Origin of the sequence: Luteimonas sp. R10, assembly GCF_045689605.1 — a bacterium.
In the GTDB taxonomy this organism is placed as follows: Bacteria; Pseudomonadota; Gammaproteobacteria; order Xanthomonadales; family Xanthomonadaceae; genus Luteimonas.
Genome location: NZ_CP141262.1, coordinates 2,938,777 through 2,963,771, shown reverse-complemented (window position 1 = coordinate 2,963,771; position 24,995 = coordinate 2,938,777). Strand labels below are relative to the sequence as shown.

Below are 24,995 nucleotides of genomic sequence, written 5' to 3'. Positions count from 1 at the left end.
CACGAATCACGAATCACCAATCCCGAATCGCGGCTCTAATTCGCCTTGTGAATCGCCCGCTTGTCCAGCGCCATCGCGGCGTCGTGGATCGCTTCGGACATGGTCGGATGCGCGTGGCAGATGCGCGCCAGGTCGTCGGCCGAACCCTTGAACTCCATGGTCAGCACGCCCTCGTGCACGAGCTCGGAGACGTTGGCGCCGACCAGGTGCAGGCCGAGCACGCGGTCGGTCTCCGCGTGCGCGATGACCTTGACCATGCCCGCCGGCTCGCCCATCGCCACCGCGCGGCCGAGCGCTGCGAACGGGAAGGTGCCGACCTTGTACGGGACGCCCTCGTCCTTGAGCTGCTTCTCGGTGCGGCCGACCCAGGCGACTTCCGGTTCGGTGTAGATCACCCACGGTACGGTCTCGAGGTTGACGTGGCCGGGCAGGCCGGCGATCAGCTCGGCCACGGCGATGCCCTCCTCGAAGCCCTTGTGCGCCAGCATCGGCCCGCGTACGCAGTCGCCGACCGCCCAGACGCCGTCGGCGCCGGTGTGGCAGTGCTCGTCCACCTCGATGCGGCCGCGGTCGTCCAGTTTCACGCCGGTGCCGTCGGCCAGCAGGCCCTTGCTCGCGGCCTTGCGGCCCACGGAGACCAGCAGCTTGTCGAACACCAGGCTCTGCTCGCCGTCCTTGTCCTCGAATGTGACGTGGACTTCGGTCTTCTTGCCCTTCTTCTTGACCTCGGTCTTGCTGACCTTGGCGCCCAGCCTGATGTCCAGGCCCTGCTTCTTGAATTCCTTGGCGGCGATCTTGGCGATCTCGGCATCGGCGGCGGCGAGGAAGTCGGGCAGGGCCTCGAGCACGGTGACCTCGGCGCCCAGGCGCTTCCACACGCTGCCCAGCTCCAGGCCGATCACGCCGGCGCCGATCACCCCCAGTCGCCCGGGCACCTCGGTGAAGTCGAGCGCACCGACGTTGTCGACGATGTTCTCGCCGTCGAACTTCGCGAACGGCAGCTCGATCGAGTCGGAACCTGCCGCGATGATCACGTTGGTCGCCTTGAGCTCGACCTCGCTGTCGTCGTGTTGCTTCACCTTGACTAGGCGGTCCGGGTGCAGCGTGGCGAAGCCGTAGTACGGCGTCACCTTGTTGGCCTTGAACAGCATCGCGATGCCGCCCGTGAACTGCTTCACGATCTTGTCCTTGCGCCCGACCATGGCGCCGACGTCCATCTTCGCGTCCTTGAAGCTGATGCCGTGGTCGCCGAACAGGTGGCCCATGTTCCAGTACTGGCGCGAGGAATCGAGCAGCGCCTTGGACGGGATGCAGCCCACCCGCAGGCAGGTGCCGCCGAGCGCCGGCTTGCCGTCCTTGCCCAGCGCGGCGTCGACACAGGCCACCTTCATGCCCAGCTGCGCGGCGCGGATGGCGGCGTGGTAGCCGGCGGGGCCGGCGCCGATGACGATGACGTCGAATTGTTCGCTCATTTCATTCGCTCACACGGGATTTGGGATTGGGGATTGGGATTCGCAAGAGCGGGCTCGACGTCTTTCCGAATCCCGACTCCCGACTCCCGACTCCCGGGATGCTGCTCGGCATCACATGCCGAGCAGCATCCGGTGCGGATTCTCGAGCTGATTCTTGATGTCGACCAGGAACAGCACCGCGTCCTTGCCGTCGATGATGCGGTGGTCGTAGGACAGGGCGATGTACATCATCGGTGCGGCGACCACCTGGCCGTCCTTGACGACGGCGCGCTCCTTGATCGCGTGCATGCCCAGGATCGCCGACTGCGGCGGGTTGACGATCGGGGTCGACATCAGCGAGCCGAAGGTGCCGCCGTTGGTGATGGTGAAGGTGCCGCCCTGCAGGTCCTCGAGCTTCAGCCCGCCCTCGCGCGCGGCCTTGGCGAAGTCGGCGATGCCCTGTTCGACCTCGGCGAAGCCCATGCGCTCGACGTTGCGCAGCACCGGCGTGACCAGGCCGCGGTCGGTGGAGATCGCCACCGAGATGTCGGCATAGCCGTGGTAGATGACGTCGTCGCCATCCACCGAGGCGTTGACCACCGGGTGCCGCTGCAGCGCGTTGGCGGCGGCCTTGGCGAAGAAGCTCATGAAGCCGAGCTTGATGCCGTGCTCCTTCTGGAACTGTTCGCCAAGCTCCTTGCGAAGCGCCATCACCTTGCCCAGGTCGACCTCGTTGAACGAGGTCAGCATGGCGATCGAGTTCTTGGACTGCATCAGGCGTTCGGCGATGCGCTTGCGGATGCGGGTCATCGGTACGCGTTCTTCCGGGCGCGCACCGCCGGAGACGCCGGCGGTCTTGCCGGAGGCGTAGTTGAGCAGGTCCTCCTTGGTCACCGCGCCGCGGCGGCCGGTGCCTTCGACCTGCGCGGCATCGATGCCTTCCTTCTCGGCGGTGAAGCGTGCGCCGGGCGGTAACTGGTTGGAGGAGGGCGCGGCTTGCTTGGTTTCCTTCTTGGCCATCTGCGGGCCTTCCTGCTTAGCCGCCTTGACCTCGTCCGTTTCGTCCTTGGTGGTCGACACTGCCTCGTCGGCGTCGGACTTGCCGTCTTCCTGCTTCTTTTCCTCTTTCTTCTCGTCCTTCTTCGGAGCCTCGGCCGCGGCGCCTTCCTCGATCAGGGCGATCACCTGCGAGCTGGTCACGGTGGCGCCTTCCTCGAACTTGAGCTCCTTGATCACGCCGTCGACGGTCGAGGGCACTTCGAGCACGACCTTGTCGGTCTCAAGGTCGACGATGTTCTCGTCGCGCTTGACCGCGTCGCCGGGCTTCTTGTGCCAGCTGGCGATGGTGGCGTCGGCGACGGATTCGGGCAGGACGGGGACCTTGATTTCAGTGGCCATGGGGCGGCTTCCTGGGAAAGCGGTGTGGGGTGGGAATCATTCGGCGGCGACCTTGCCCTTGAGCGGGTTCACCAACGCGTCGGCGATCAGCTGCTTCTGCTCCTCGACGTGGTCGTTGAAGTGACCGACCGCCGGCGACGGCGAGCGTGGGCGACCGGCGTAGTGCAGCTTCTGGCCGGATGCGAGGCAGGCGTCGAGGTGGTGCTTGATCTGGTACCAGGCGCCCTGGTTCTGCGGCTCTTCCTGGCACCAGACCAGGCCGACGCCCTTGCCGTAGCGCTCGAGCTCGGCGGCGAGCGCCTCGCGCGGGAACGGGTACAGCTGCTCGACGCGGATCAGCGCCACGTTGTCGAGCGACTGCTTGCGTTGTTCCTCGAGCAGGTCGTAGTAGACCTTGCCGGAGCAGGCGACGACGCGCTTGACCTGCTTCGGGTCGGCCTCGTCGGCGATCAGGTGCCGGAACTCGCCGTCGGACAGGTCCCGCAGCGGCGAGGCCGCCAGCTTGTGCCGCAGCAGCGATTTCGGCGTCATCACCACCAGCGGCTTGCGGGTCTTCATGCACAGCTGCCGGCGGATCATGTGGAACGCCTGCGCCGAGTTGGTCGGCACGCAGACGAACATGTTCTCCAGCGCGCACAGCTGCAGGAAGCGCTCCAGGCGCGCGGAGCTGTGTTCCGGGCCCTGGCCCTCGTAGCCGTGCGGCAGGAACAGCGTCAGCCCGCTCAGGCGTTGCCACTTGGCCTCGCCGGAGGAGACGAACTGGTCGATCACCACCTGCGCGCCGTTGGCGAAGTCGCCGAACTGCGCCTCCCAGATGTCGAGCGTGCCGGGCTCGGAGGTGGAGTAGCCGTACTCGAAGGCCATCACCGCCTCCTCGCTCAGCAGCGAGTCGATGATGGTGGCGTCCTCGGGGTTCTTCACCAGCTGCTGCAGCGGGATGTAGTCGTCGCCGCTGTTCTGGTCGTGCAGCACCGCATGGCGGTGGAAGAAGGTGCCGCGGCCGCTGTCCTGGCCGACCAGGCGCAGCTTGTGGCCTTCGTCGAGCAGGGTGGCGTAGGCGAGGTTCTCGGTGAAGCCCCAGTCGCCGGGGATCTCGCCGGCGGCCATCTTGCGCCGCTCCTCGTAGACCTTGGCGACGCGCGGATGCAGGGAAACGTTGTCCGGAATCTCGTTGATGGCCTTCGCCAGCGCCTGCAGCTTGGCCGCCGGGACGCGGGTGTCGACCGGATCGTCGATCCGGCCGGAGAGATACGGGCCCCAATCGATGGTGAGGTCGTAGTCGTCCGGATTGGCGTCGGCCAGCTCGGTGGTGACCTCGCCGGCATCGAGCTTGTCGCGGAAGCCGTCGACGATCGCCTTGGCCTCGTCCTCGGTCACGACGCCGGCCTCGATCAGGCGTGCCGTGTAGAGCTCGCGCGGCGTCTTGTGCTTGCGGATGGTCTGGTACATCAGCGGCTGGGTGGCCGCCGGCTCGTCGGACTCGTTGTGGCCGTGGCGCCGGTAGCAGACCAGGTCGATCACCACGTCCTTGCGGAACTGCTGGCGGAACGCGTAGGCGAGTTCCACGCAGAAGACCACGGCCTCCGGGTCGTCGGCGTTCACGTGCAGCACCGGCGCGCCGACCATCTTGGCCACGTCGGTGCAGTACAGGGTGGAGCGGGCGTCCTGGCGGTCGCTGGTGGTGAAGCCCACCTGGTTGTTGATCACCACGTGCACGGTGCCGCCGACCGCGAACCCGCGCGCCTGCGACATCTGGAACAGCTCCATCACCACGCCCTGGCCGGCGAACGCGGCGTCGCCGTGCAGCAGCACCGGCAGCACGATCTTGCGCGCCTTGTCGCCGCGGCGGTGCTGGCGCGAGCGCACGCTGCCCACCACCACCGGGTCGACGATCTCCAGGTGCGAGGGATTGAAGGCGAGGGCCAGGTGCACCGGCCCGGACGGCGTCTGCACGTCGGCGGAGAAGCCCATGTGGTACTTGACGTCGCCGGTGTGCGCCGGGTCGTCGCTGGGCTTGTGCTCGAACTTGCCCTCGAACTCGTCGAACAGCTTGCGCGGCGACTTGCCCAGGGTGTTGACCAGCACGTTGAGGCGGCCGCGGTGGGCCATGCCGATGACGATGTCCTTGACGCCGTCGCTGCCGGCGCGACGGACCAGGGTGTCGAGCAGCGGGATCAGCGCATCGCCGCCTTCCAGCGAGAAGCGCTTCTGGCCGACGTACTTGGTATGCAGGTAGCGCTCGAGGCCCTCGGCCGCGGTCAGGCGTTCGAGGATCCGCTTGCGGCCCTCGACGCCGGGGTCGAAGCGGCCGCCGGCGCGTTCCAGGCGCTCGTACAGCCAGCGGCGCTGCTCGGCATCGGTGATGTGCATGAACTCGGCGCCGATCGGCCCGGTGTAGGTGGCCTTGAGCAGCGCCAGCAGGTCGCGCAGGCGCATGCGTTCGCGGCCGCCCACGCCGCCGGTGCTGAACTCGCCGTCGAGATCGGCATCGGAGAGATTGTGGAAGGGCAGGCCGAGGTCGGGCGGGTTGACCGGCGGCGACAGGCCGAGCGGATCGAGCTGCGCGCCGAGGTGGCCGCGCGAGCGATAGGCGGTGATCAGGCGGCCGACATGGCGCTCGCGTTCGTCGGCGCCCCCTCCGCCGGCCTGGCCGCGCGCCGCGCGCCTGCCGGCCTCGGCGACCGCCTCGCGCACCGCCGAATGCGGGACGTCGCCGGCCTCGCGGCCCTCGAGCGCATCGAACCAGGTTTTCCACTTCGGCCCGACGCTGTCGGGATCGACCAGGTATCGCTCGTACAGTTCTTCGATGTAGGCGGCGTTGGCGCCGAGCTGGGAAGACTGCGCAAACTGCTTCAGAAGACTGTCCACGTCTGGCGTATGGGGCTCTTAGGGGGAAGGCGGCGCCCGTTCCGGATGTTCCGGTGCGGAGGGGCGGCGACCGCCGGCAAAGCGGGCGCATGAAGTCGCTGATTATAGCCGCAGCGCCGGTTGCGGTGCGACTGGCCGTCGGGTCGCCGACGGCGGCAGGTTAGCCGGCGTTGCGCGGCGCGTGCGCGCCGGTCACAGCCCCAGCGCACGCAGTTCACTGCATGGCCGCGCGCGCTCCCAGACCGGCTTGAAGGCCTCGACCAGCTGGCGTGCGCGGCCGGCGCCGTGGCGCTCGCATTCGCCGTCGAAACGATGGCCGAGGCCGCGGAAATAGTAGCCGCCGCCGTCGTTGGCGACGAAGGCCGAGGCATAGGCGCGGTCGACCGGATCCTCGACCTCGCGGAACAGGAACGTGCTCGGCAGCCGCTGCGCCAGCGCCAGCAGCGGCGCGTGCGCCCGCTGCGCGGCCGCCGCGTCCTGCAGCAGCAGCCGGACCTCGCCGCCGCGCTCGCGTACCGCGAACGCCCGCAGCGCCTCCAGCACGGCGGGATCGTCGAACAGACCGGGATCGAGTTCGCGGCTGTAGACCCACAGGTGCCGCCGCGCATCGGATACCAGGTCGACCGTGGCCGTCACCGCGTCTTCACGGCTTTCGATCGCCTGCGGCCGTGCGAGCGCCAGCCGCATGGTCTGGTGCTCGATGCCGGCCTCATGGAATCGCCCGCCGACGGGGACGAATCCGTGGCGGGCGTAGAACGCGATGGCGCCCGCCTGGGCGTGCAGCACGACCTCCTTCAACCCGCGTTCGCGTGCGATGCGCAGCAGCGCCTGCAGCAGGGCGGCGCCGACGCCGCGGCCGCGCCAGTCCGCCAGCACCGCCATCCGCCCGATCCTGCCCGCGCCGTCCATGCGCCCGGTACCGATCGGGCGGCCGCCGGCGTCGCGGGCGAGGACATGCGCGCACAGCGGGTCGACGGCGTCGAGTTCGAGTTCCGGCGGCACCCGCTGTTCGCGCACGAAGACGGCCTCGCGCACGCTGCGCAGGTCGGCCGAGGCCACGGCATGGTCCACGGCCTCGATCCGGAACGGCGCGTCCGCGGCGCCCGTGCTCATGACGCCGGCTCGTCCTCGTCGCCCGGCGGCAGCAGGCGGTAGTGGCCCTGCCCGAGCAGGGCGAACACGGCATCGCGCCCGGTCGCGGAGAGCGCGCCGTAGAGTCCGGCATCGATGCTGGCGGCGGCGGCGACCCGCGCCGCGTCGCGCGCCGGCAGCGGCAGGTCCTGGCCGGCCACGTACAGCCGCGCCTCGCGCCCGCTGCGCCGCCAGGCCATGCGCGTGAACGGATGGCGGTGCAGCGTGCCGCCCTGCTGCAGGTCCCATTCGACCTCGATGCGCGAGCGCGGCTCCCCGGAGGGCGCGGCCTCGCCGCCGGCGCGGTAGAGGGTAATGAAGCGCCCGAACCAGTCGCCGAGGCGGTCGGGATCGTTCATCCGCAGCAGGTTCAGCGCCTCGACCACGCGGTTCATCGCCGCGGGGTCGATCTCGTGGGGATCGCGCGGCGGCGCCAGGTCGGGATCGCGGTAGCGCAGGCCGTCGTCGGCCTCGGCGATCATCGCGTCGACCCAATCGCCCATCAGCTCGGCGGCCGACGGCGCGCGCATGCCGACCGAGAAGGTCAGGCACGGGTCCTCGGCGACGCCGTGGTGCGGCACGCCCGGCGGCAGGTACAGCATGTCGCCGGGGCCGAGCACCCAGTCGTGGCTGGGGGCGAAGCGCTGCAGCAGCTTGAGCTCGGTGTCCAGGCGGAAGTGCACCGGCGGGTCCGGACGGTCGTCGATCTGCCAGCGGCGGTGGCCCTGGGCCTGCAGCAGGAACACGTCGTACTGGTCGACGTGGGCGCCGACCGAGCCGCCCGGCGCGGCGAAGCTGACCATGACGTCGTCGATGCGCCAGCGCGGCAGGAAATCGAAGGCGGGCAGCAAGGCGGCGACATCGGCGTCCCACTTGTCGACGTCCTGCACCAGCAGGGTCCAGTCGTGGTCGGGCAGGGTGGGGAACAGCGATTCCGGGAACGGCCCCTGCCGCAGCAGCCAGCGGTCGCGGCCTTCGGACGATGTGCTGCGTTCGTGGGCGACGATGCGCGCCAGCACGCCGTCTTCGCAGGCCAGGCCGGCGAGGTCCTCCGGGGCGATCGGGGAGACGAAATCCGGGAACGCGTTGCGGATCAGCAGCGGCCGCTTCTGCCAGTAGTTCTCCAGGAACTCCGCCGGCGGCATGCCCAGCGGCGGCAGCGCGGAAGCGTCGATTTCGATCGGAAGTGGGGGCATGCGCGAAAGCCTACGCGATCGGGGTGTGGCCCGCATCGTTTCGGTGCGGCTGTCGCGACTTCCGTCGCTCCCACAAACGCCGAGAACGCTCCGCTCCTGTGGGAGCGACGGAAGTCGCGACGGCGACGCGGCCGGTCGCGACGTCCCGGCGGCGGCACGCCACTCCCGCAAACAGGCACGACGAGCGGCGGCTCCGGAACGCGACGGGGTTCAGCCAGCGATCTCGTCGTAGCCACGGCCGAGGAACTGCAGCAGGCACCAGCCGTGGCCGAATGGGTCGGCTAGTTGCACGATGCGGCCCCAGCCGGCCTCGCGAACGTCGCCTTCCTGGCGGGCGCCGGCGGCGAGGGCACGGGCCAGGGCCGCGTCGAGATCGTCAACCACCACGTCGCAGTGGAGCGGGCTCCAGTGGCGTGCGTAGCTGCGCTCGGCCGTCCCCGCCCCGATGCTGCCGGCTTCCTTCTTCAGCAGGTAGATCGGCGCCTGCGCGCCGAGCAGTTCCAGCACGCCGCCGCCGATCCGGCGCGCGGGCCTGAGCCCGAAAGCTTGGCAGTAGAAGCGCTCGGCCCGCGCCAGGTCGTCGACGTCGATGTTGATCAGCAGGTGCATGCACAGGCTCCGTTTCGTGGCCGTAGTTCGGCTGCCGTCCTGCCCGCGCGGGGCGCCTCCTGCGGAGCGGAGATCCGTCTTCCGGTCAGATCTGGCTCGCCAACCGTTCGGCCAGGCCGGTGTAGGCGGCGGGAGTGAGCGCCAGCAGGCGCCGCCGCTCGTCCTCCGGCAGCGCGAGCGACTCGATGAAGCCGCGCATCGAGTCGGCGTCGATGCCGCGGCCGCGGGTCAGCGCCTTGAGCTGTTCGTAGGGGTTGGGCAGGCCGTGGCGGCGCATCACCGTCTGCACCGCCTCGGCCAGGACCTCCCAGGCGGCATCGAGGTCGGCCTGCAGCCGCGCCTCGTCGACCGCGAGCTTGTCGAGGCCGCGCAGCAGGGCGTCGAGGGCGACCAGGGCGTGTCCGAACGCGGTGCCGAGCCCGCGCAGCACGGTGGAGTCGGTGAGGTCGCGCTGCCAGCGGCTGACCGGCAGCTTGGCGGCGAAGTGCTCGAACAGCGCGCTGGCGACGCCGAAGTTGCCCTCGGCGTTCTCGAAATCGATCGGGTTGACCTTGTGCGGCATGGTGGAGCTGCCGATCTCGCCTTCCTTCGTCGTCTGGCGGAAGTAGCCGAGCGAGATGTAGCCCCAGAGGTCGCGGCACAGGTCGATGCAGATGCTGTCGATGCGGCGCTGCGCGTCGCACAGCTCGGCGATGCCGTCGTGCGGCTCGATCTGGGTGGTGTAGGGCTGCCAGTCGAGCCCGAGCGAATGCACGAAGCGCTCGGCGAACGCCGGCCAGTCGACGTCCGGATAGGCGGCCAGGTGCGCGTTGTAGTTGCCCACCGCGCCGTTGATCTTGCCCGGCATGCGCGCGCCGGCCAGGGTCTCGCCCTGGCGCTGCAGGCGCGCGACGACGTTGGCCAGTTCCTTGCCCAGGGTGGTCGGCGACGCGGTCTGGCCGTGGGTGCGCGAGAGCATCGGCAGGGCCGCATGCGCGTGCGCCATCGCGCGCAGCTTCTCGATCAGGGCGTCGAGCTTCGGCAGCAGCACCTGCTGGCGGGCGTCGCCCAGCATCAGCGCGTAGGACAGGTTGTTGATGTCCTCGCTGGTGCAGGCGAAATGCACGAACTCCAGCGCCGCGGCGAGATCCGGTTCGCCCTGCAGCCGCTCCTTGATGAAGTACTCGACCGCCTTGACGTCGTGGTTGGTGGTGCGCTCGATCTCCTTGACCCGGGCCGCGTCCGCGACCGAGAAATCGTCGACCAGGCGGCGCAGTTTCGCACTTCGGGCCTCGTCGAACTCCGACAGCTCGGCGATGCCGGGATGGGCGGCGAGCGCCAGCAGCCATTCCACCTCGACCCGGACCCGGGCGCGGATCAGGCCGTACTCGGAGAAGATCGGGCGCAGCGCGTCGACCTTGCCGGCATAGCGGCCGTCGAGCGGCGACAGGGCGAGCAGGCGCGATTCTGCGAACGTATCTGCCGGGTTGGCGGGAGCGGACATGGAGGCGGCGACCCTGGCGGAGTGGCGAAACCGACAAGTTTACAGCCAGCGGCGCTCCGGCGCCGCGACGGGAAGTCCTGCACGCCCGCCCGGCGAGCGCCGCCGCGGCGACGGGCCGGGCGCTAGACTGCCCCGCATCGACCCGCTATGGAGACGTTCATGGTCAAGCGATCATCGCCCGCGTCCGGCACGCGCACCGAGCACGACAGCATGGGCGAGCTGCAGGTGCCCGCCGATGCGCTGTGGGGCGCGCAGACCCAGCGCGCGGTACAGAACTTCCCGGTTTCCGGCCGGCCGATGCCGCGCGACTTCGTTCGCGCGCTGGGCCTGATCAAGGCCGCCGCCGCCGAGGCCAATGCCGGCCTCGGGCTGCTGCCGAAGCGGCTCTCGCAGGCGATCGGCAAGGCCGCGCTCGCCGTCGCCGGCGGCGAGCACGACGCCCATTTCCCGATCGACATCTACCAGACCGGCTCCGGCACCTCGTCGAACATGAACGCCAACGAGGTGATCGCCACGCTGGCCTCGCGCGGCGGCAGGCCGGTGCACCCGAACGACCACGTCAACCTCGGCCAGAGCTCCAACGACGTGGTGCCGACCGCGATCCGCGTTTCCGCGCAGCTGGCGACGGTGGAGCACCTGCTGCCGGCGCTCAAGCACTTGCGCCGCACCGTCGACCGCCGCGGGCGGGCCCTGAAGAACGTCGTCAAGACCGGCCGCACCCACCTGATGGACGCGATGCCGCTGACACTGGCGCAGGAGTTCGGCGCCTGGTCGGCGCAACTGGCGTCGGCGCAGGCGCGGATCGAGGACAGCCTCGGGCGGTTGCGGCGCCTGCCCCTGGGCGGCACCGCGATCGGGACCGGCATCAATGCCGACCCGCGCTTCGGGCGGGAAGCGGTCAGGCGGCTGTCGCAGCACGCCGGGACCCGCTTCGAGAGCGCCGCCGACAAGTTCGAGGGCATCGCCGCGCAGGACGACGCGGTGGAGCTGTCGGGCCAGCTCAACGCGCTGGCGGTGGCGTTGATGAAGATCGCCAACGACCTGCGCTGGATGAACTCGGGGCCGCTGGCGGGCCTGGGCGAGATCGAACTGCCGGCGCTGCAGCCGGGCAGTTCGATCATGCCGGGCAAGGTCAACCCGGTGATCCCGGAGGCGACCTGCATGGTCTGCGCCCAGGTCATCGGCCACCACACCGCGATCACGGTGGCCGGGCAGAGCGGCAACTTCCAGCTCAACGTGATGCTGCCGCTGATCGCCGCCAACCTGCTGGAGTCGATCCACCTGCTGGGCAACGTCTCGCGCCTGCTCGCCGACAGCGCGATCGCCGGCCTGAAGGTGCGCAAGGGCGACGTTGCCGCCGCGCTCGACCGCAACCCGATCCTGGTGACGGCGCTGAACCCGGTGATCGGCTACGAGAAGGGTGCCGCGATCGCCAAGCGCGCCTATCGCGAGGGCCGGCCCGTGTTCGAAGTGGCGCTGGAGGACAGCGGCCTGTCCGAGGCCGAACTCAGGCGACTGCTGGATCCGGCTGCGCTGACCAGGGGCGGAGTTCACGGCAAGTCGCGCGGCGGCTGAGCTTGCCGCGGTCCGGGGGTTGGATCGTACCGGCCCCCAGCGGCGTGTCGCGACTGCCGTCGCTCCCACAAGGAAGGAATGCCTTCCGTACTTCCTCGTAGGCGAGGGCTGTCGCGACTGCTCCGCGGGGGGGCAATTCATCCCCGGTACGGGCCAACCGCCGCGGCTCGCCCATCAGCGCACGCGCACGCCGCGCCGCGTCAGCGGCGGGGAATCTCGACCTTACCGGTCACCCCCGAATGTTCGACCGATCCGCTGCCTTTCGAGCGCACGGTGAGATCGCCGCGGATGCCGCGGGCGTCGAGGTCGCCCGAACCGATCGAACCGACGGCCACGTTGCCGTCGATATCGCCGAGGTCGGCGTCGCCGGAGCCGATCGAGCCGATCTCGACGTCGCCCTTCGCGCCTTCGAGCTCGAAATCCCCCGAGCCGATGCTGCCCACCTCGACCGCGCCGCGGACGTTGCGCGCCTGGAGGTCGCCCGAGCCGATCGACAGGACCTCGAGCGCGCCGATGTCGTCGAAGGCGATGTCGCCGGAGCCGACCTTGGCCGTGGCCAGGCCGCGGATCCGTTTCGCCTCGACGTCGCCGGAGCCCACGTCCGCGCTCATCGCCGCGGCGCCGGTCAGCCAGGCATCGCCCGAGCCGACCTTCAGCTGCACCAGCACGTCGTCGGGAATCTGGCCGGACAGGTCCAGGTAGGCATAGCTGTTGCCGAAGGAGAAGCTCAGTGCGCGCTCCTCGCGTTGCAGGCGGACCAGCAGCCGGTCGCCGCTCTTCTCCTGTTCGATCTGCAGCTGCGGCAGGCGCGCCGCGCTGGCCGCGCACGCGCGTCCGCGCAGCGTGGCGTCGGGGGCATCGGTCGCGTCGAGCCGCAGCTTGTGCGGACCGACCTCGAACGTCACGGTCTTCACGCCGGCGAGGTCGAGCTGCAGCTCGCGCGATTCGGATTCCTTGCAACGGTCGTCCTGGGCGGCGGCGGCCAGCGGCAGCAGCAGGCTGGCGAGCAGGGCGGTGGTGACGATGGGTTTCATGCACGGGCTCCTGTGATCGGTTGCGTTCGTCGGAACGCTTGGGGTGTTTTCGGGCCGCCTGTCGCCGTCGTCCGGCGAAGCGGGCGGACGGTCCTGGCCATCCCTAATACGGGCGTTCGCGCCCGCAGCAGTGGCAGATAGGGCGACTTGCCGCTTCGGGGGGCTGACCGTTGCCATCCATGGCGGGACTGACCGGTTTCGGACGGCCCGGCCATCCATGGCCGGGCGCTCGCGGCCGCTGCCGATGCCAATTAAGGCATCCTGCTGCCGCTTCGGGGAGTGGGCCGCTGCCATCCATGGCGAGACCGACCGGCTTTGGACCGTCCGGCCCGGCCATCCATGGCCGGGCGTTCGGCAGGCCGCGCGTCAGTGCCGCGCAAGCGGCCTGCCTCACCCCTCGTCCCGCCAGCGGCGCAGGCGGATGGCGGCGACGATCATCGCCACGCCGGCGGCGGCGCCGATCCACATCTTCGGCGAGGCGAAGGCCGAGTACATGACCTTCAGGTTGAGCACGCCGCGGATGTCGGCGGCGCTTTCGAACTCGAAGCGGCCCATCGCGGCCAGGCCCTGCAGGTCGAGCGCGTCCAGCCAGCCGACCGGGACCACGCTCAGCAGCGAGCGGCCGACCACGTTCTTCCAGAACCACAGGGTCTCCAGGTGGAACAGCTCCATCAGGTCGAACCAGGACACGATCACGCCGGCGAAGACCGGAATCATGATCGCCCACAGGAACGGCTTGCTCCGGGCCCAGGCCGAGCACAGCAGCAGCCAGCCGACGGTCGGCAGCGCCCAGACCGCGTACACCGGGATCGCGGCGATGAAGTGCGCGGCCAGGTAGAACGGGCTGGCCGGGCCCCAGACCAGGCGCACCGGGTTGCCGCCGTGCGCCAGCACGATCGCGCTCACCAGCAGCAGGAAACCGAGCATCGTCGCGATCGCCGCAAGGGTGGCGAAGGCGGGCGCGACGACCACGGCGCTGACCGCCTTCGACAGCACGGTATCGCGGTCCGACAGCGGCAGCGACTTCCAGAACAGCACGCTGCGGTCCTTGCGCTCGTCGTACAGCGCGCCCAGGCAGTAGAAGAACACCACGAAGGCGAGCACGATGAACGGCCAGGTCGAGGCCATGACCAGGCTCACGTCGAGGCCGGCGCCGAGCTGGCGCATCTCCTCCGGGCCGAGGCGGCTGGTGATCAGCCCGAGGTCGAGGCCGTTGACCATCACCTCGCCGTCGATCTCCAGCTCGCCGCCCGCCGCGGCGCGGTGCGCCGCGACCAGGGCGATGATGGCGAACAGCAGGGTCAGCCCCAGGGAAATCGCCCCTGCGACCAGGGGCGCCCACAGGAAGCCGCCCTTGTGCTCCCAGTATTCGCGGCGCAGCAGCATGCGGTAGCGGTGGGTCGCGTGCGGCGCCGCCGGGGGATTCGCGCCCGGCGCCCGGGTCATGGTGTCGGTGCTCGCGTTCATGCGTAGGTTCCTTTCATCGTCGCGACGAAGAGATCGGCCAGGCCCGGCGTGCGGGTCTCGCCGTAGGACGCCAGTGCGGGCTGGGTGACCCCGTCGAACAGCATCACCGTCTTGCCGAACGGCAGCGCGCGTTCGTCGATCGGGCCCAGCGCGCGCGCGGCCTCGGCCTGCTCGGCGTTGACCAGCACCTCGGTGAAGCGCCCGCCGACCTCGTCCATGGTCGCCTTGAGGACGATCTTGCCGTCGCGGATGAACATCACGTCGGTGAGGATGTGCTCGATCTCCTCGACCTGGTGGGTGGTGATGAGGATGGTCTTCTGCTCGTCGAAGTAGTCCTCCAGCAGGCGCTGGTAGAACTGCTTGCGGTAGAGGATGTCCAGGCCCAGGGTCGGCTCGTCCAGCACCAGCAGGCGGGCGTCGATCGCCATCACCAGGGCCAGGTGCAGCTGCACGATCATGCCCTTGGACAGCTCGCGCACCCTGGCGTCCGGCTTGAGCTGGGTGTTGGCGAGGAAGCGCTCGCAGCGGGCGCGATCGAAGCGCGGATGCACGCCGGCGACGAACTCGATCGCCTCGCGCACGCGGATCCAGCGCGGCAGCACGGCGACGTCGGCGATGAAGCAGACGTCGTTCATCAGCGCGTCGCGCTCGAGGCGTGGATCGCGGCCCAGGATCTTGAGGTCGCCCTCGAACGGGATCAGGCCGAGCATCGCCTTGAGCGCGGTGGTCTTGCCGGCGCCGTTGGGGCCGATCAGGCCGACGATCCGGCCCGGCTCGATGTCGAACGCGGTGCCGTCCAGGGCCAGCGTGTTCCGGTAGGCCTTGCGCAGGCCGCGTGCCTGCACCACGAGGTCGTTGGACAGGCCGCCGGGGGACCCGCCGGAGAATTTGTCGGAGACGGCGGCGTTCACTTCGCACCTCCATTGCGGATCGGCTTGAGCAGGTCCTCCGTCGCCAGCCCCAGGCGCTGGATGCGCTCCAGCACCTGCGGCCATTCCTCGGTGAGAAAGCGCTCGCGTTCGTTGGCCAGCAGCTTCTTGGATGCCTCATCGGTGACGAACATGCCGAGTCCCCTTCGTTTTTCGACCAGCGCCTCGTCCGCCAGCTCCTGGTAGGCCCGCGAGACGGTGATCGGGTTGAGCTGGTATTCCGCCGCGACCTGCCGCACCGAGGGCAGGGCGTCGCCGGGCTTGAGCAGGCCGTCGAGCATCATCGCGATGACGCGCTCCTTCAGCTGCCGGTAGATGGGAGCGCCTTCGCTCCACTGGATGGACGTCATGGGGTCAGCTCCCGCTGCTGCCGCGCAGGCCGTGCGCGAACGAGAAATAGGGCAGGGCCAGGGCATTGCGCTTGCGGCCGTTGCCGCGCTTGCGCTCGGCCGCCCTGGTGCCGGTGGCGCCTTCGCCGGTGGTGTCCTGCTCGATGCCCTGCAGGGCCGAGGCGACTGCCGCCTCGGCCACGATCTCGGCGAGGAACACCGAGGACAGGGCGATCATCTCGTTGGCGGATCCGGCGCGCCCGAGTTCCGCCTCGAACGCCCGGGTGCGCGCCTCGAGGGCTTCGGCGCGCGCGGAAGACAGGTTCTGCGTCGGCGCCGCCGCGGCCTGGGCCGCGCGCGGAACCGGAACGGCTGCCATGAATCCCAGCAACAGCATGCCGCCGGTGACGGAGAAAGCCAGTATCGTGTTGTGGAGCTTGCGGTTCATGCCGGAACCTCCTGCCCTGGTTGATCGGTGTTGTATGGAACTATAACACCAGGACAGGAGCTGTCAAGAACCGGATGCCGATTGGCCCCCCAACCGAAGTCACGTTGCCGTGGAGTTCCTCATGAAAGACAAAAAAATTCTTTCTATAACAGCATCTTGTGCTGTATTAATGATGTGTTTCATGAGCATGCAGGTGCACGCCGCAGACGGTTTGCTCGACCGCAGCTACCGTCCACTGGCCGGCAAGGCGCCGGTCGACCTGCAGGAGGCCTACGGCGGCAAGGTGCTGCTGGTGGTCAATACCGCGAGCAAATGCGGTTTCACGCCGCAGTTCGAGGCGCTGGAAGAGCTGCACGCGCGGTACGGCGATCGCGGTTTCGCCGTGCTCGGTTTCCCGTCGGGCGACTTCAAGGAGCAGGAGTTCGACGACGAGGCGGAGATCCGCGAGTTCTGCACGCTCACCTACGGGGTGAAGTTCCCGATGTTCGAGAAGGTGCACGTGGTCGGGCCGGAGGCCACGGCGCTGTATCGCGACCTTGCCGCGGCCACCGGCGCGACGCCGCAATGGAACTTCCACAAGTACCTGATCGGCCGCGATGGCCGGGTGCTGGCGAACTGGGGCAGCCGCACCGTGCCGGACGATCCGGAGGTGGTGGCGGCGATCGAGCGTGCGCTGCAGGCGCACGCCACGGGCAGATGAACGCGCGGCGCGCACGCGATTGCCCGTGCGCGCCGGCCTCGCGACAATAGGCGCCTACGCGTCGCCGGCGGCGGCGCCCAACTGGAGTGTTTCCCGATGAAGAATGCGATGCGCGGCGCGTTCGCGCTGTGTCTGCTCGTGGGCTGGCTGGCAGTGGCGACCGCGGGCGCCCAGCAGCCGCGGCTGGAGAACGAGCGTGAGAAGGTCAGCTACATGGTGGGCATGGACGTGGGCCAGTCGCTTGTGCCGGTCGGCCCGGACATGGACTACGCCGCGCTGGAGCGCGCGGTGCGCAACGCCTTCGAGGGCGGCGAGCCGTTGCTCGACGCGGCGGAAATGCAGGAGGTCGGCCAGGCGCTGATGCAGCGGGTGGCCGCGCGCGGCGGCCAGAGCCTGCCGGGCACGCCGCCGGGCGCCGCGCCTCCGGAAGTGGACCGCGGCAAGGTCGGCCTGCTGGTCGGCGCCGACGTCGGCCGCTCGCTGCTGCCGATCCGCGACGAGATCGACCTGCCGGTGATGCTGCAGGCCCTGCGCACGCGGATCGAGGGCGGCGAGCTGCTGCTGGCCGAGGCCGAGGCCGAGGCGTTGCGCCAGGCGTTCTCCGCGCGGGTGCAGCAGAAGATGGAAGCCGAGGCGGCGCAGGTCGGCGAGCGGAACCGCGCCGAGGGCGCGGCATTCCTGGCCGCCAACAAGGGCGAGAAGGGCGTGTTCTCGACCCCGTCCGGCCTGCAGTACCAGGTGATCCGCCAGGGGGCTGGCCGGCGTCCGCTGCCCAGCGACCGCGTGCGCGTGCACTACCACGGCACCCTGCTCGACGGCACCGTGTTCGACAGTTCCTACGAGCGCGGCGAGCCGGCCGAGTTCGGCCTCAGCCAGGTGATCCCCGGTTGGACCGAGGGCGTCGCCTTGATGCCGATCGGCGCCAAGTACCGCTTCTGGATTCCGGGCGAGCTCGGCTACGGCGCCAAGGGCACGCAGGGTGGTCCGATCGGCCCGAATGCGACCCTGGTCTTCGACGTCGAACTGCTGGACATCCTCTGATCCGGCGACCGCCTTCACCGCGCCCGCACCGCGGGTGCGCCGCCGGCCCTGCCGGCTTCCCCCCATACCAAGGAGTCTCCGCATGACCATTTTCCCGCGCGCCACCCTGCCGGCGCTGCTCGCCGTCGCCCTGGCGGCCACGCTCGCCGCCTGCAAGCCGCTGGACAAGGAGACCGGCGAGCCGCTCGATGGCGAGAAGGCCGCGCAGGCATCCGCCGACGGCGACGCGTCGACGCTCGACATTCCCGGGCTGGAGAGCGAGAAGGAGCAGGTCGGCTATGCGATCGGCCTCGAGCTGGGGAACACCCTGGTGCCGGTGAAGGACGAGGTGGACCTGGACGCCATGCTCGAAGGCGTGCGCGACACGCTTGCCGGCAACGAGCCCAAGGTCGACCAGCAGCAGCTGGCGCAGATCATGCAGGGCCTGGGCCAGCGCATGCAGGCGCGCCAGCAGGCGGCCGCCGAGAAGGCCGCCGCCGACGGCGAGGCCTTCCTCGCCGAGAACGCCAAGAAGCCGGGCGTGCAGACCACCGAGTCCGGCCTGCAGTACGAAGTGCTGGAGAAAGGGGAGGGCGCGCCGCCGAAGCCGGGCGATCGGGTCAGCGTGCACTACGAGGGCAAGCTGCTCGACGGCACCACGTTCGACAGTTCGCTGGCGCGCGGCGAGCCGGCGACCTTCGCGCTCGACCAGGTGGTGCCGGGCTGGCAGGAAGGCCTGCAGCTGATGGCGCCGGGCAGCCGCTACCGCCTGTGGATTCCGAGCGAGCTCGGCTATGGCGAACAGGGCACGCCGGGCGGCCCGATCGGGCCCAATGCCACCCTGGCGTTCGAGGTCGAGCTGATCGAGGTCATGCCGGCCGCCGCCGAATAGGCCGCAGGGAGCACCGTCATGCACGTGAGCATCTTCGGAACCGGCTACGTCGGCCTGGTCACCGGCGCCTGCCTGGCCGAGGTCGGCAACGACGTGGTCTGCGTCGACATCGACAGCGGCAAGATCGACGACCTCAACCGCGGCCGGGTGCCGATCTACGAGCCGGGGCTGACGCCGATCGTGACGGCCAACCGCGAAGCCGGGCGCCTGGCCTTCACCACCGATGCCGCCGAGGCGGTGGCGCGCGCCGAGATCATCTTCATCGCCGTCGGCACGCCGCCCGACGAGGACGGCAGCGCCGACCTGCAGTACGTGCTCGCGGTGGCCGATACGATCGGACGCCACCTGCAACGCCCGACGGTGATCGTCGACAAGTCCACGGTGCCGGTCGGCACCGCCGACCGCGTGCGCGCGACGATCGCTTCGGCCCTGGCCGAACGCGGTGCATCGGTCGCGTTCGAGGTGGTCGCCAATCCGGAGTTCCTGAAGGAGGGCGCGGCGGTCGAGGACTGCATGCGTCCGGACCGGATCGTCATCGGTGCCGGCAGCGAGGACGCCGTCGACGCGCTGCGGCGGCTGTACGCGCCGTTCAACCGCAATCGCGACCGCATCGTGACCATGGACGTGCGCTCCGCCGAGCTGACCAAGTACGCCGCCAATGCCATGCTGGCGACCAAGATCAGCTTCATGAACGAGATCGCCAACATCGCCGAGAAGGTCGGCGCCGACGTCGAATCAGTGCGCCAGGGCATCGGTTCGGATCCGCGCATCGGCTGGCACTTCATCTACCCGGGCGCGGGCTACGGCGGCTCCTGTTTCCCGAAGGACGTGCAGGCGCTGGCGCGCACGGCGCTGCACCATGGCCACACGCCGGTCCTGCTGCAGGCGGTGGAGGCGGTCAACGAGCGCCAGAAGAGCCACCTGTTCGACCTGCTCGTGCAGCACTACTGCGGCATCGACGCGCTGCGTGGCAAGACCTTCGCGGTCTGGGGCCTGGCGTTCAAGCCCGATACCGACGACATGCGCGAGGCTCCGAGCAGGTGCCTGCTGCAGCAGTTGCACGAGGCCGGCGCCAGGGTCCGCGCCTACGACCCGGAGGCGATGGACGAGGCGCGGCGGGTGTTCGGCGAACGCGACGACCTGCAGCTGTGCGAGAGTGCGAGGGATGCGCTGCGCGGCGCCGACGCGCTGGTGCTGGTGACCGAATGGAAGCAGTTCCGCAGCCCCGACTTCGCGATGCTGCGCGATGCGCTCGCCGACGCCGCGATCTTCGACGGCCGCAACGTGTATGCGCCGGAGATGGTCGAGGAGGCGGGGCTGGCCTACTATGGCATCGGCCGCGGACGTTCGGTGCTCGCGGGCTGACCGATGGACGAGACCCTCGAACAGCGCATCGTCGAACTCGAGACCCGCCTGGCCTTCCAGGAGCAGGCGCTGGCGGAGCTCGGCGACGCATTGGCCGCGCTGCGCATGGAGACTGCGCGCGATACCGAAGTCGTCCGTCGCGGCCTGGAGGAGCTGAAGCAGGCCCGGGGGACCTTCTATGCCGACCCGGCGGACGAGCCGCCACCGCCGCACTACTGATATCGACGACCGACATGAGCGATTCCCTTCGCGACCAGCTGCTCGGGCTCGGTTTCAAGAGCGCGCCGGCGCCGGAACGCAAATCCAAGCCGAAGCCGAACCCGAACGCCAGGCCCGGGCGGCACGGCGGGCGCAAGCCCGAAGCCGGCGCGCCGCAGCGCCAGGACAAGCGCGGCGGCCAGCGCGCGGGACGCACGCGAGAGGACATCGACCTCGCCAAGGCCTATGCGATCCGCGCGCAGAAGGAGAAGGACGAGCGGATCGAGGCCGAGCGCCGAAGGCAGGAGGAGGCGCGGCAACGGCGCGAGGCGCGCGCGAAGCTGGCGCAGCTGCTGCAGGGCAAGGCGCTCAACGCCGAGGACGCGGACATCGCGCGACACTTCGAGTACGGCGGCAAGATCAAGCGCATCTACGTCACCGCCGCGCAGCTGAAGGCGCTCAATGCCGGCGAGCTGGGCGTGGTGCAACTCAACGGCCGCTATCTGCTGGTGGCCGCGTCGGTGCTCGACGAGGCCGAGGCGGTGTTCGCGCCGGCGGTGGCGTTGAGGGTCGACCCCGGTGCGCCGGCCGGGGACGACCCGTACGCGGATCCGAAATACCAGGTGCCCGACGACCTGGTGTGGTGAGGCGCTGAAAAGCTCGATGCGTCGCGAACCGCGTAGAGCCGATCTTGCTCGGCTGTTCGCGCGCGCCGGAGCCGGGCGCCGGAGCCGGGAGCAGCGGAGCAAGCTCCGCTCTACGGGGCGGCGGCGCAGGTTCGCCGTTCTCGGTTCATTCCGGATCGTAGTCGAGGTTGGACGCGAGCCAGCGTTCGGCCTGCGCGCGGCTCACGCCCTTGCGCTTCGCATAGTCCTCCACCTGTTCCTTCGACACCCGGCCGACCACGAAGTACTGGCTGCCCGGGTGGCTGAAGTAGTAGCCGGAGACCGCCGCGGTCGGCAGCATCGCGAAGCTCTCGGTGAGGGTCATGCCGGCGTTGGTACCGGCGTCGAGCAAGGCGAACAGCGTGGCCTTCTCGCTGTGCTCCGGGCAGGCGGGGTAGCCGGGCGCGGGGCGGATGCCGCTGTACCGTTCGGCGATCAGGGCGTCGTTGTCGAGCGCCTCGTCCGCCGCGTAGCCCCAGTACTCGGTCCGCACCCGCAGGTGCAGGCGCTCGGCCAGCGCCTCGGCCAGCCGGTCGGCCAGCGCCTTGAGCAGGATCGCGTTGTAGTCGTCGTGGTCGGCCTCGAAGCGGGCCACGTGCGCGTCGATGCCGATGCCGGCCGTGACCGCGAACGCGCCGATCCAGTCCTGCCGGCCGGAATCCTTGGGCGCGATGAAGTCGGCCAGACAGAAGTCCGGACGCTCGGGCGGCTTGTCGACCTGCTGGCGCAGGAAGTGCAGGACCTGTGATGGGCGACTGGTGGCTGGTGATTGCGACGCAGCAGGGGATCGCTCTTGCGAATCACCAATCACCAATCCCGAATCACGGTGGTCCGCCAGGACCACCTCCACGTCGTCGCCGACGCTGTTGGCCGGCCAGATCCCGAAGACCGCCTTCGCGGTCAGCCATTTCTCGGCGACGATCCGCTCCAGCATCGCACGCGCGTCGCGGTACAGTTCGCGCGCCTGCGCGCCGACCACGTCGTCGTCCAGGATCGCCGGGTAGCGGCCCGCCAGTTCCCAGGCCTGGAAGAACGGCGTCCAGTCGATGCAGTCGACCAGCTCGTCGAGCGGGTAGTCGTCGAGCACGGTGACGCCGGTCGTGTTCGGGCGCGGCGGCTCGTAGTCGTCCCAGCCGCCGTCGAACTTCTGCGCGCGCGCCTTCGACAGCGACACCAGGCGCTTGGCGTCGCCGCGGTTGAGGTGGCGCTCGCGGATCTTGGCGTAGTCGGCGTCGTTGGCGGCGACGAACTTCTGCCGCAGCTCGACGCTGACCAGGGACTGCACCACGCCCACGGCGCGCGAGGCGTCCTTGACCCAGACCGTCGGCGCGCCGTAGTGCGGCGCGATCCGCAGCGCGGTGTGGGCGCGCGAGGTGGTGGCGCCGCCGATCAGCAGCGGCGTCTCGAAGCCCTGCCGCTTCATCTCGCGCGCGACGTGGCTCATCTCCTCCAGCGACGGCGTGATCAGGCCGGACAGGCCGATGATGTCGGCGCCGATCTCGCGCGCCTTGTCGAGGATCGCCTGCGCCGGCACCATCACCCCGAGGTCGGTGACCTCGAAGTTGTTGCAGGCCAGCACCACACCGACGATGTTCTTGCCGATATCGTGCACGTCGCCCTTCACCGTGGCCATCAGCACGCGCCCGTTGGGCTTGCCGGCGTTGCCGCTGCGCTCCTTCTCGGCCTCGATATAGGGCAGCAGGTGGGCGACCGCCTTCTTCATCACCCGCGCCGACTTGACCACCTGCGGCAGGAACATCTTGCCGGCGCCGAACAGGTCGCCGACCACGCCCATGCCGGCCATCAGCGGGCCCTCGATGACCTCGAGCGGCTTGTCGAACTGTTGCCGCGCCTCCTCGGTGTCGTCGACGACGTACTGGTCGATCCCGTGCACCAGGGCATGCCTGAGGCGATCGGCGACGCTGGCCTCGCGCCAGGCGAGGTTCTCGGCCTTGGCCTCGCCCTTCTGCCCGCGGTAGCGCTCGGCGATCTCCAGCATGCGCTCGGTGGCGTCCTCGCGGCGGTTGAGCACCACGTCCTCGACCCGTTCGCGCAGCTCCGGGTCGAGGTCGTCGATGATCGGCAGCGCGCCGGCGTTGACGATGCCCATGTCCATGCCGGCGTCGATGGCGTGGTACAGGAACACCGCGTGGATCGCCTGGCGCACGGTCTCGTTGCCGCGGAACGAGAACGAGACGTTGGAGACGCCGCCGGAGACGTGGCAGTGCGGCAGCGTGCGCTTGATCTCGCGCGTGGCCTCGATGAAATCGACCGCGTAGTTGTCGTGCTCGGGAATGCCGGTGGCGATGGCGAAGATGTTGGGGTCGAAGATGATGTCCTCGGGCGGGAACCCGACGGTCTCGGTCAGCAGCCGGTAGGCGCGGGTGCAGATCTCGACCTTGCGCTCGCGGGTGTCGGCCTGGCCCTGTTCGTCGAAGGCCATCACCACCACCGCCGCGCCGTAGCGCAGCACCTTGCGCGCCTGCTGCAGGAACGTCTCCTCGCCCTCCTTGAGCGAGATGGAGTTGACCACGCCCTTGCCCTGCAGGCACTTCAGCCCGGCCTCGATCACCGACCACTTCGACGAGTCGACCATGAACGGGATGCGGGCGATGTCGGGCTCGGCCGCGATCAGGTTGAGGTAGCGGGTCATCGCCCGCTCCGAGTCGATCATGCCCTCGTCCATGTTGACGTCGAGGATCTGGGCGCCGCTCTCGACCTGCTGCCGCGCGACCTCCACCGCCTCCGGGTAGCGGTCCTCCTTGATCAGCTTGCGGAAGCGCGCGCTGCCGGTGACGTTGGTACGCTCGCCGATGTTGACGAACAGCAGGTCCGGGGTGAGGACCAGCGGCTCGAGGCCGGACAGGCGGGTATGGCGGGACTGGGTCATCGGTTGGCCGGGAAGGAAGGTGTTGGCCGCGGATCGACGCGGATGAACGCGGACAAGGCGTTTCGCGAGGAAAGGGCGCCATCCCGGCGCGCCCCTGTAGGAGCGACGGAAGTCGCGACGCCACCGGGCGTGCAGTTGTCGCGACTTCCGTCGCTCCTACAGGGGAAGCACCGAGGGGGCCTCGTCCGAAGCGTCTTCTCCGCGTTCGTCCGTGTCGATCCGCGGCTGAAAAACCTCATGCCGCCGCCTCCAGGTGCGCGGGCAGGCGGCGCGGGGGCAGGTCGGCGACGGCTTCGGCGATCGCGCGGATGTGGTCCGGCGTGGTGCCGCAGCAGCCGCCGACGATGTTGAGCAGGCCCGACTGCGCGAACTCGCGCAGGGTTTCGGCCATGTCCTGCGGGGTTTCGTCGTACTCGCCGAACGCGTTCGGCAGTCCCGCGTTCGGATGCGCGCTGACGTGGCACTCGGCCACGCCCGACAGCGCCTCGACGTGCGGCCGCAGCTCCTTGGCGCCGAGCGCGCAGTTCAAGCCGACCGACAGCGGCCGTGCATGCCGCAGCGAATACCAGAACGCCTCGGCGGTCTGCCCGGAGAGGGTGCGGCCGGAGGCGTCGGTGATGGTGCCGGAGATCATCACCGGCAGGCGCGCGCCGAGGCCGTCGAACGTCGCCTCGATGGCGAACAGCGCCGCCTTGGCGTTGAGGGTGTCGAACACGGTCTCGACCATCAGCGCATCGGCGCCGCCCTCGGCCAGGCCCTCGGCGGCCTCGCGGTAGACCGCCACCAGTTCGTCGAAGTCCACCGCGCGGAAGCCGGGGTCGTTGACGTCGGGGCTGATCGATGCGGTGCGGCTGGTCGGGCCGAGCACGCCGACGGCGAAGCGGGGACGTTCCGGCGTGGCCGCCTGCACCGCCGCGCAGGCGTCGCGCGCCAGCCGCGCGCCCTCGCGGTTGAGCTCGCGCACCAGGTGCTGCAGGTGGTAGTCGGCGAGCGAGATCGCGGTGGAGTTGAAGGTGTTGGTCTCGACCAGGTCGGCGCCGGCGTCGAGATAGGCGGCGTGGATGTCGCGGACGAGGTCCGGCCGGGTGAGGCTGAGCAGGTCGTTGTTGCCCTTCTGGTCGTGCCCGGCGCCCTGCGCGCCGCCGTCGTCGCGCACGAGCCGGTCGTGGCCGTCGGCGAAGCGCTCGCCGCGGTAGTCCGCCTCCTGCAGGTCGTGGCGCTGGATCATCGTGCCCATCGCGCCGTCCAGCACGAGGATGCGCTGTTCCAGCTGCCGCAGCAGCGCTTCGGCGCGGGAAGGATCGAGCCAGGGCAGCGCTTTCATTGCGGGACCTCGTTCTTCGGGAG

Annotated in this window: 21 protein-coding genes; 7 read left to right on the top strand and 14 right to left on the bottom strand. The window is 69.8% G+C overall.

Annotation, left to right across the window (positions count from 1 at the left end):
• Window positions 1–35 precede the first annotated feature (35 nt).
• The 7 genes from lpdA to purB form a co-directional block, all read right to left on the bottom strand.
• Window positions 36–1,472, bottom strand: a complete 1,437-nt coding sequence (gene lpdA, locus U3649_RS13000; protein ID WP_407351738.1) for a dihydrolipoyl dehydrogenase — start codon at window positions 1,470–1,472, stop codon at window positions 36–38.
• A gap of 111 nt (window positions 1,473–1,583) precedes the next feature.
• Window positions 1,584–2,849, bottom strand: a complete 1,266-nt coding sequence (sucB, locus tag U3649_RS12995) for a dihydrolipoyllysine-residue succinyltransferase (protein WP_407351737.1) — start codon at window positions 2,847–2,849, stop codon at window positions 1,584–1,586.
• Between the two features lie 36 nt (window positions 2,850–2,885).
• Entirely contained in the window at window positions 2,886–5,717 is a 2,832-nt protein-coding gene (locus U3649_RS12990) for a 2-oxoglutarate dehydrogenase E1 component (protein ID WP_407351736.1), read from the bottom strand.
• Between the two features lie 192 nt (window positions 5,718–5,909).
• Window positions 5,910–6,830, bottom strand: a complete 921-nt coding sequence (locus U3649_RS12985; protein WP_407351735.1) for a GNAT family N-acetyltransferase — start codon at window positions 6,828–6,830, stop codon at window positions 5,910–5,912.
• Entirely contained in the window at window positions 6,827–8,080 is a 1,254-nt protein-coding gene (locus U3649_RS12980) for a JmjC domain-containing protein (protein WP_407351734.1), read from the bottom strand. The genes U3649_RS12985 and U3649_RS12980 overlap by 4 nt, the downstream gene beginning before the upstream one ends.
• Before the next feature lie 174 nt (window positions 8,081–8,254).
• Complete coding sequence (locus U3649_RS12975) at window positions 8,255–8,653, bottom strand: VOC family protein (protein WP_407351733.1); 399 nt, start codon at window positions 8,651–8,653, stop codon at window positions 8,255–8,257.
• 85 nt (window positions 8,654–8,738) lie between these two features.
• Window positions 8,739–10,136: an adenylosuccinate lyase gene (purB, locus tag U3649_RS12970; protein ID WP_407351732.1), complete on the bottom strand. Its 1,398-nt coding sequence runs from the start codon at window positions 10,134–10,136 to the stop codon at window positions 8,739–8,741.
• 159 nt (window positions 10,137–10,295) lie between these two features.
• Here purB and U3649_RS12965 point away from each other — a divergent pair, with 159 nt between their 5' ends.
• Complete coding sequence (locus U3649_RS12965) at window positions 10,296–11,711, top strand: class II fumarate hydratase (protein ID WP_407351731.1); 1,416 nt, start codon at window positions 10,296–10,298, stop codon at window positions 11,709–11,711.
• 200 nt (window positions 11,712–11,911) lie between these two features.
• Here U3649_RS12965 and U3649_RS12960 read toward each other — a convergent pair whose 3' ends face one another.
• From U3649_RS12960 to U3649_RS12940, 5 genes are all read right to left on the bottom strand, one after another.
• The gene (locus U3649_RS12960; protein WP_407351730.1) at window positions 11,912–12,745 is read right to left on the bottom strand and encodes a GIN domain-containing protein; all 834 of its coding nucleotides are present in this window, start codon (window positions 12,743–12,745) and stop codon (window positions 11,912–11,914) included.
• A gap of 390 nt (window positions 12,746–13,135) precedes the next feature.
• Entirely contained in the window at window positions 13,136–14,212 is a 1,077-nt protein-coding gene (locus U3649_RS12955; protein ID WP_407351729.1) for a hypothetical protein, read from the bottom strand.
• Entirely contained in the window at window positions 14,209–15,075 is an 867-nt protein-coding gene (locus U3649_RS12950; protein WP_407354616.1) for an ABC transporter ATP-binding protein, read from the bottom strand. The genes U3649_RS12955 and U3649_RS12950 overlap by 4 nt, the downstream gene beginning before the upstream one ends.
• Window positions 15,076–15,119: 44 nt before the next feature.
• Window positions 15,120–15,491 (bottom strand): GntR family transcriptional regulator, encoded by a 372-nt coding sequence (locus tag U3649_RS12945; protein WP_407351728.1) that lies wholly within the window; start codon window positions 15,489–15,491, stop codon window positions 15,120–15,122.
• Between the two features lie 4 nt (window positions 15,492–15,495).
• On the bottom strand, window positions 15,496–15,918 hold the full coding sequence (locus tag U3649_RS12940; protein ID WP_407351727.1) for a hypothetical protein: 423 nt from the start codon (window positions 15,916–15,918) through the stop codon (window positions 15,496–15,498).
• Between the two features lie 172 nt (window positions 15,919–16,090).
• On the opposite strand from U3649_RS12940, the gene U3649_RS12935 reads away from it, so the two are divergent.
• The 6 genes from U3649_RS12935 (at window position 16,091) to U3649_RS12910 (ending at window position 20,740) form a co-directional block, all read left to right on the top strand.
• Window positions 16,091–16,618, top strand: a complete 528-nt coding sequence (locus tag U3649_RS12935; RefSeq protein WP_407354615.1) for a glutathione peroxidase — start codon at window positions 16,091–16,093, stop codon at window positions 16,616–16,618.
• Between the two features lie 96 nt (window positions 16,619–16,714).
• Window positions 16,715–17,659 (top strand): FKBP-type peptidyl-prolyl cis-trans isomerase, encoded by a 945-nt coding sequence (locus U3649_RS12930; protein WP_407351726.1) that lies wholly within the window; start codon window positions 16,715–16,717, stop codon window positions 17,657–17,659.
• An 82-nt stretch (window positions 17,660–17,741) separates the two neighbouring features.
• Complete coding sequence (locus tag U3649_RS12925) at window positions 17,742–18,530, top strand: FKBP-type peptidyl-prolyl cis-trans isomerase (protein WP_407351725.1); 789 nt, start codon at window positions 17,742–17,744, stop codon at window positions 18,528–18,530.
• An 18-nt stretch (window positions 18,531–18,548) separates the two neighbouring features.
• Window positions 18,549–19,895, top strand: a complete 1,347-nt coding sequence (locus tag U3649_RS12920; RefSeq protein ID WP_407351724.1) for a UDP-glucose dehydrogenase family protein — start codon at window positions 18,549–18,551, stop codon at window positions 19,893–19,895.
• A gap of 3 nt (window positions 19,896–19,898) precedes the next feature.
• Window positions 19,899–20,114 (top strand): SlyX family protein, encoded by a 216-nt coding sequence (locus tag U3649_RS12915; protein WP_407351723.1) that lies wholly within the window; start codon window positions 19,899–19,901, stop codon window positions 20,112–20,114.
• A gap of 14 nt (window positions 20,115–20,128) precedes the next feature.
• Entirely contained in the window at window positions 20,129–20,740 is a 612-nt protein-coding gene (locus U3649_RS12910; protein WP_407351722.1) for a DUF2058 domain-containing protein, read from the top strand.
• A 145-nt stretch (window positions 20,741–20,885) separates the two neighbouring features.
• Here the strand turns inward: U3649_RS12910 and metH are convergent, their stop codons facing one another.
• Together metH and U3649_RS12900 are read right to left on the bottom strand one after the other, a co-directional pair.
• Window positions 20,886–23,648, bottom strand: a complete 2,763-nt coding sequence (gene metH / locus U3649_RS12905) for a methionine synthase (protein ID WP_407351721.1) — start codon at window positions 23,646–23,648, stop codon at window positions 20,886–20,888.
• A gap of 235 nt (window positions 23,649–23,883) precedes the next feature.
• On the bottom strand, window positions 23,884–24,972 hold the full coding sequence (locus U3649_RS12900) for a homocysteine S-methyltransferase family protein (RefSeq protein ID WP_407351720.1): 1,089 nt from the start codon (window positions 24,970–24,972) through the stop codon (window positions 23,884–23,886).
• Window positions 24,973–24,995: the final 23 nt, after the last annotated feature.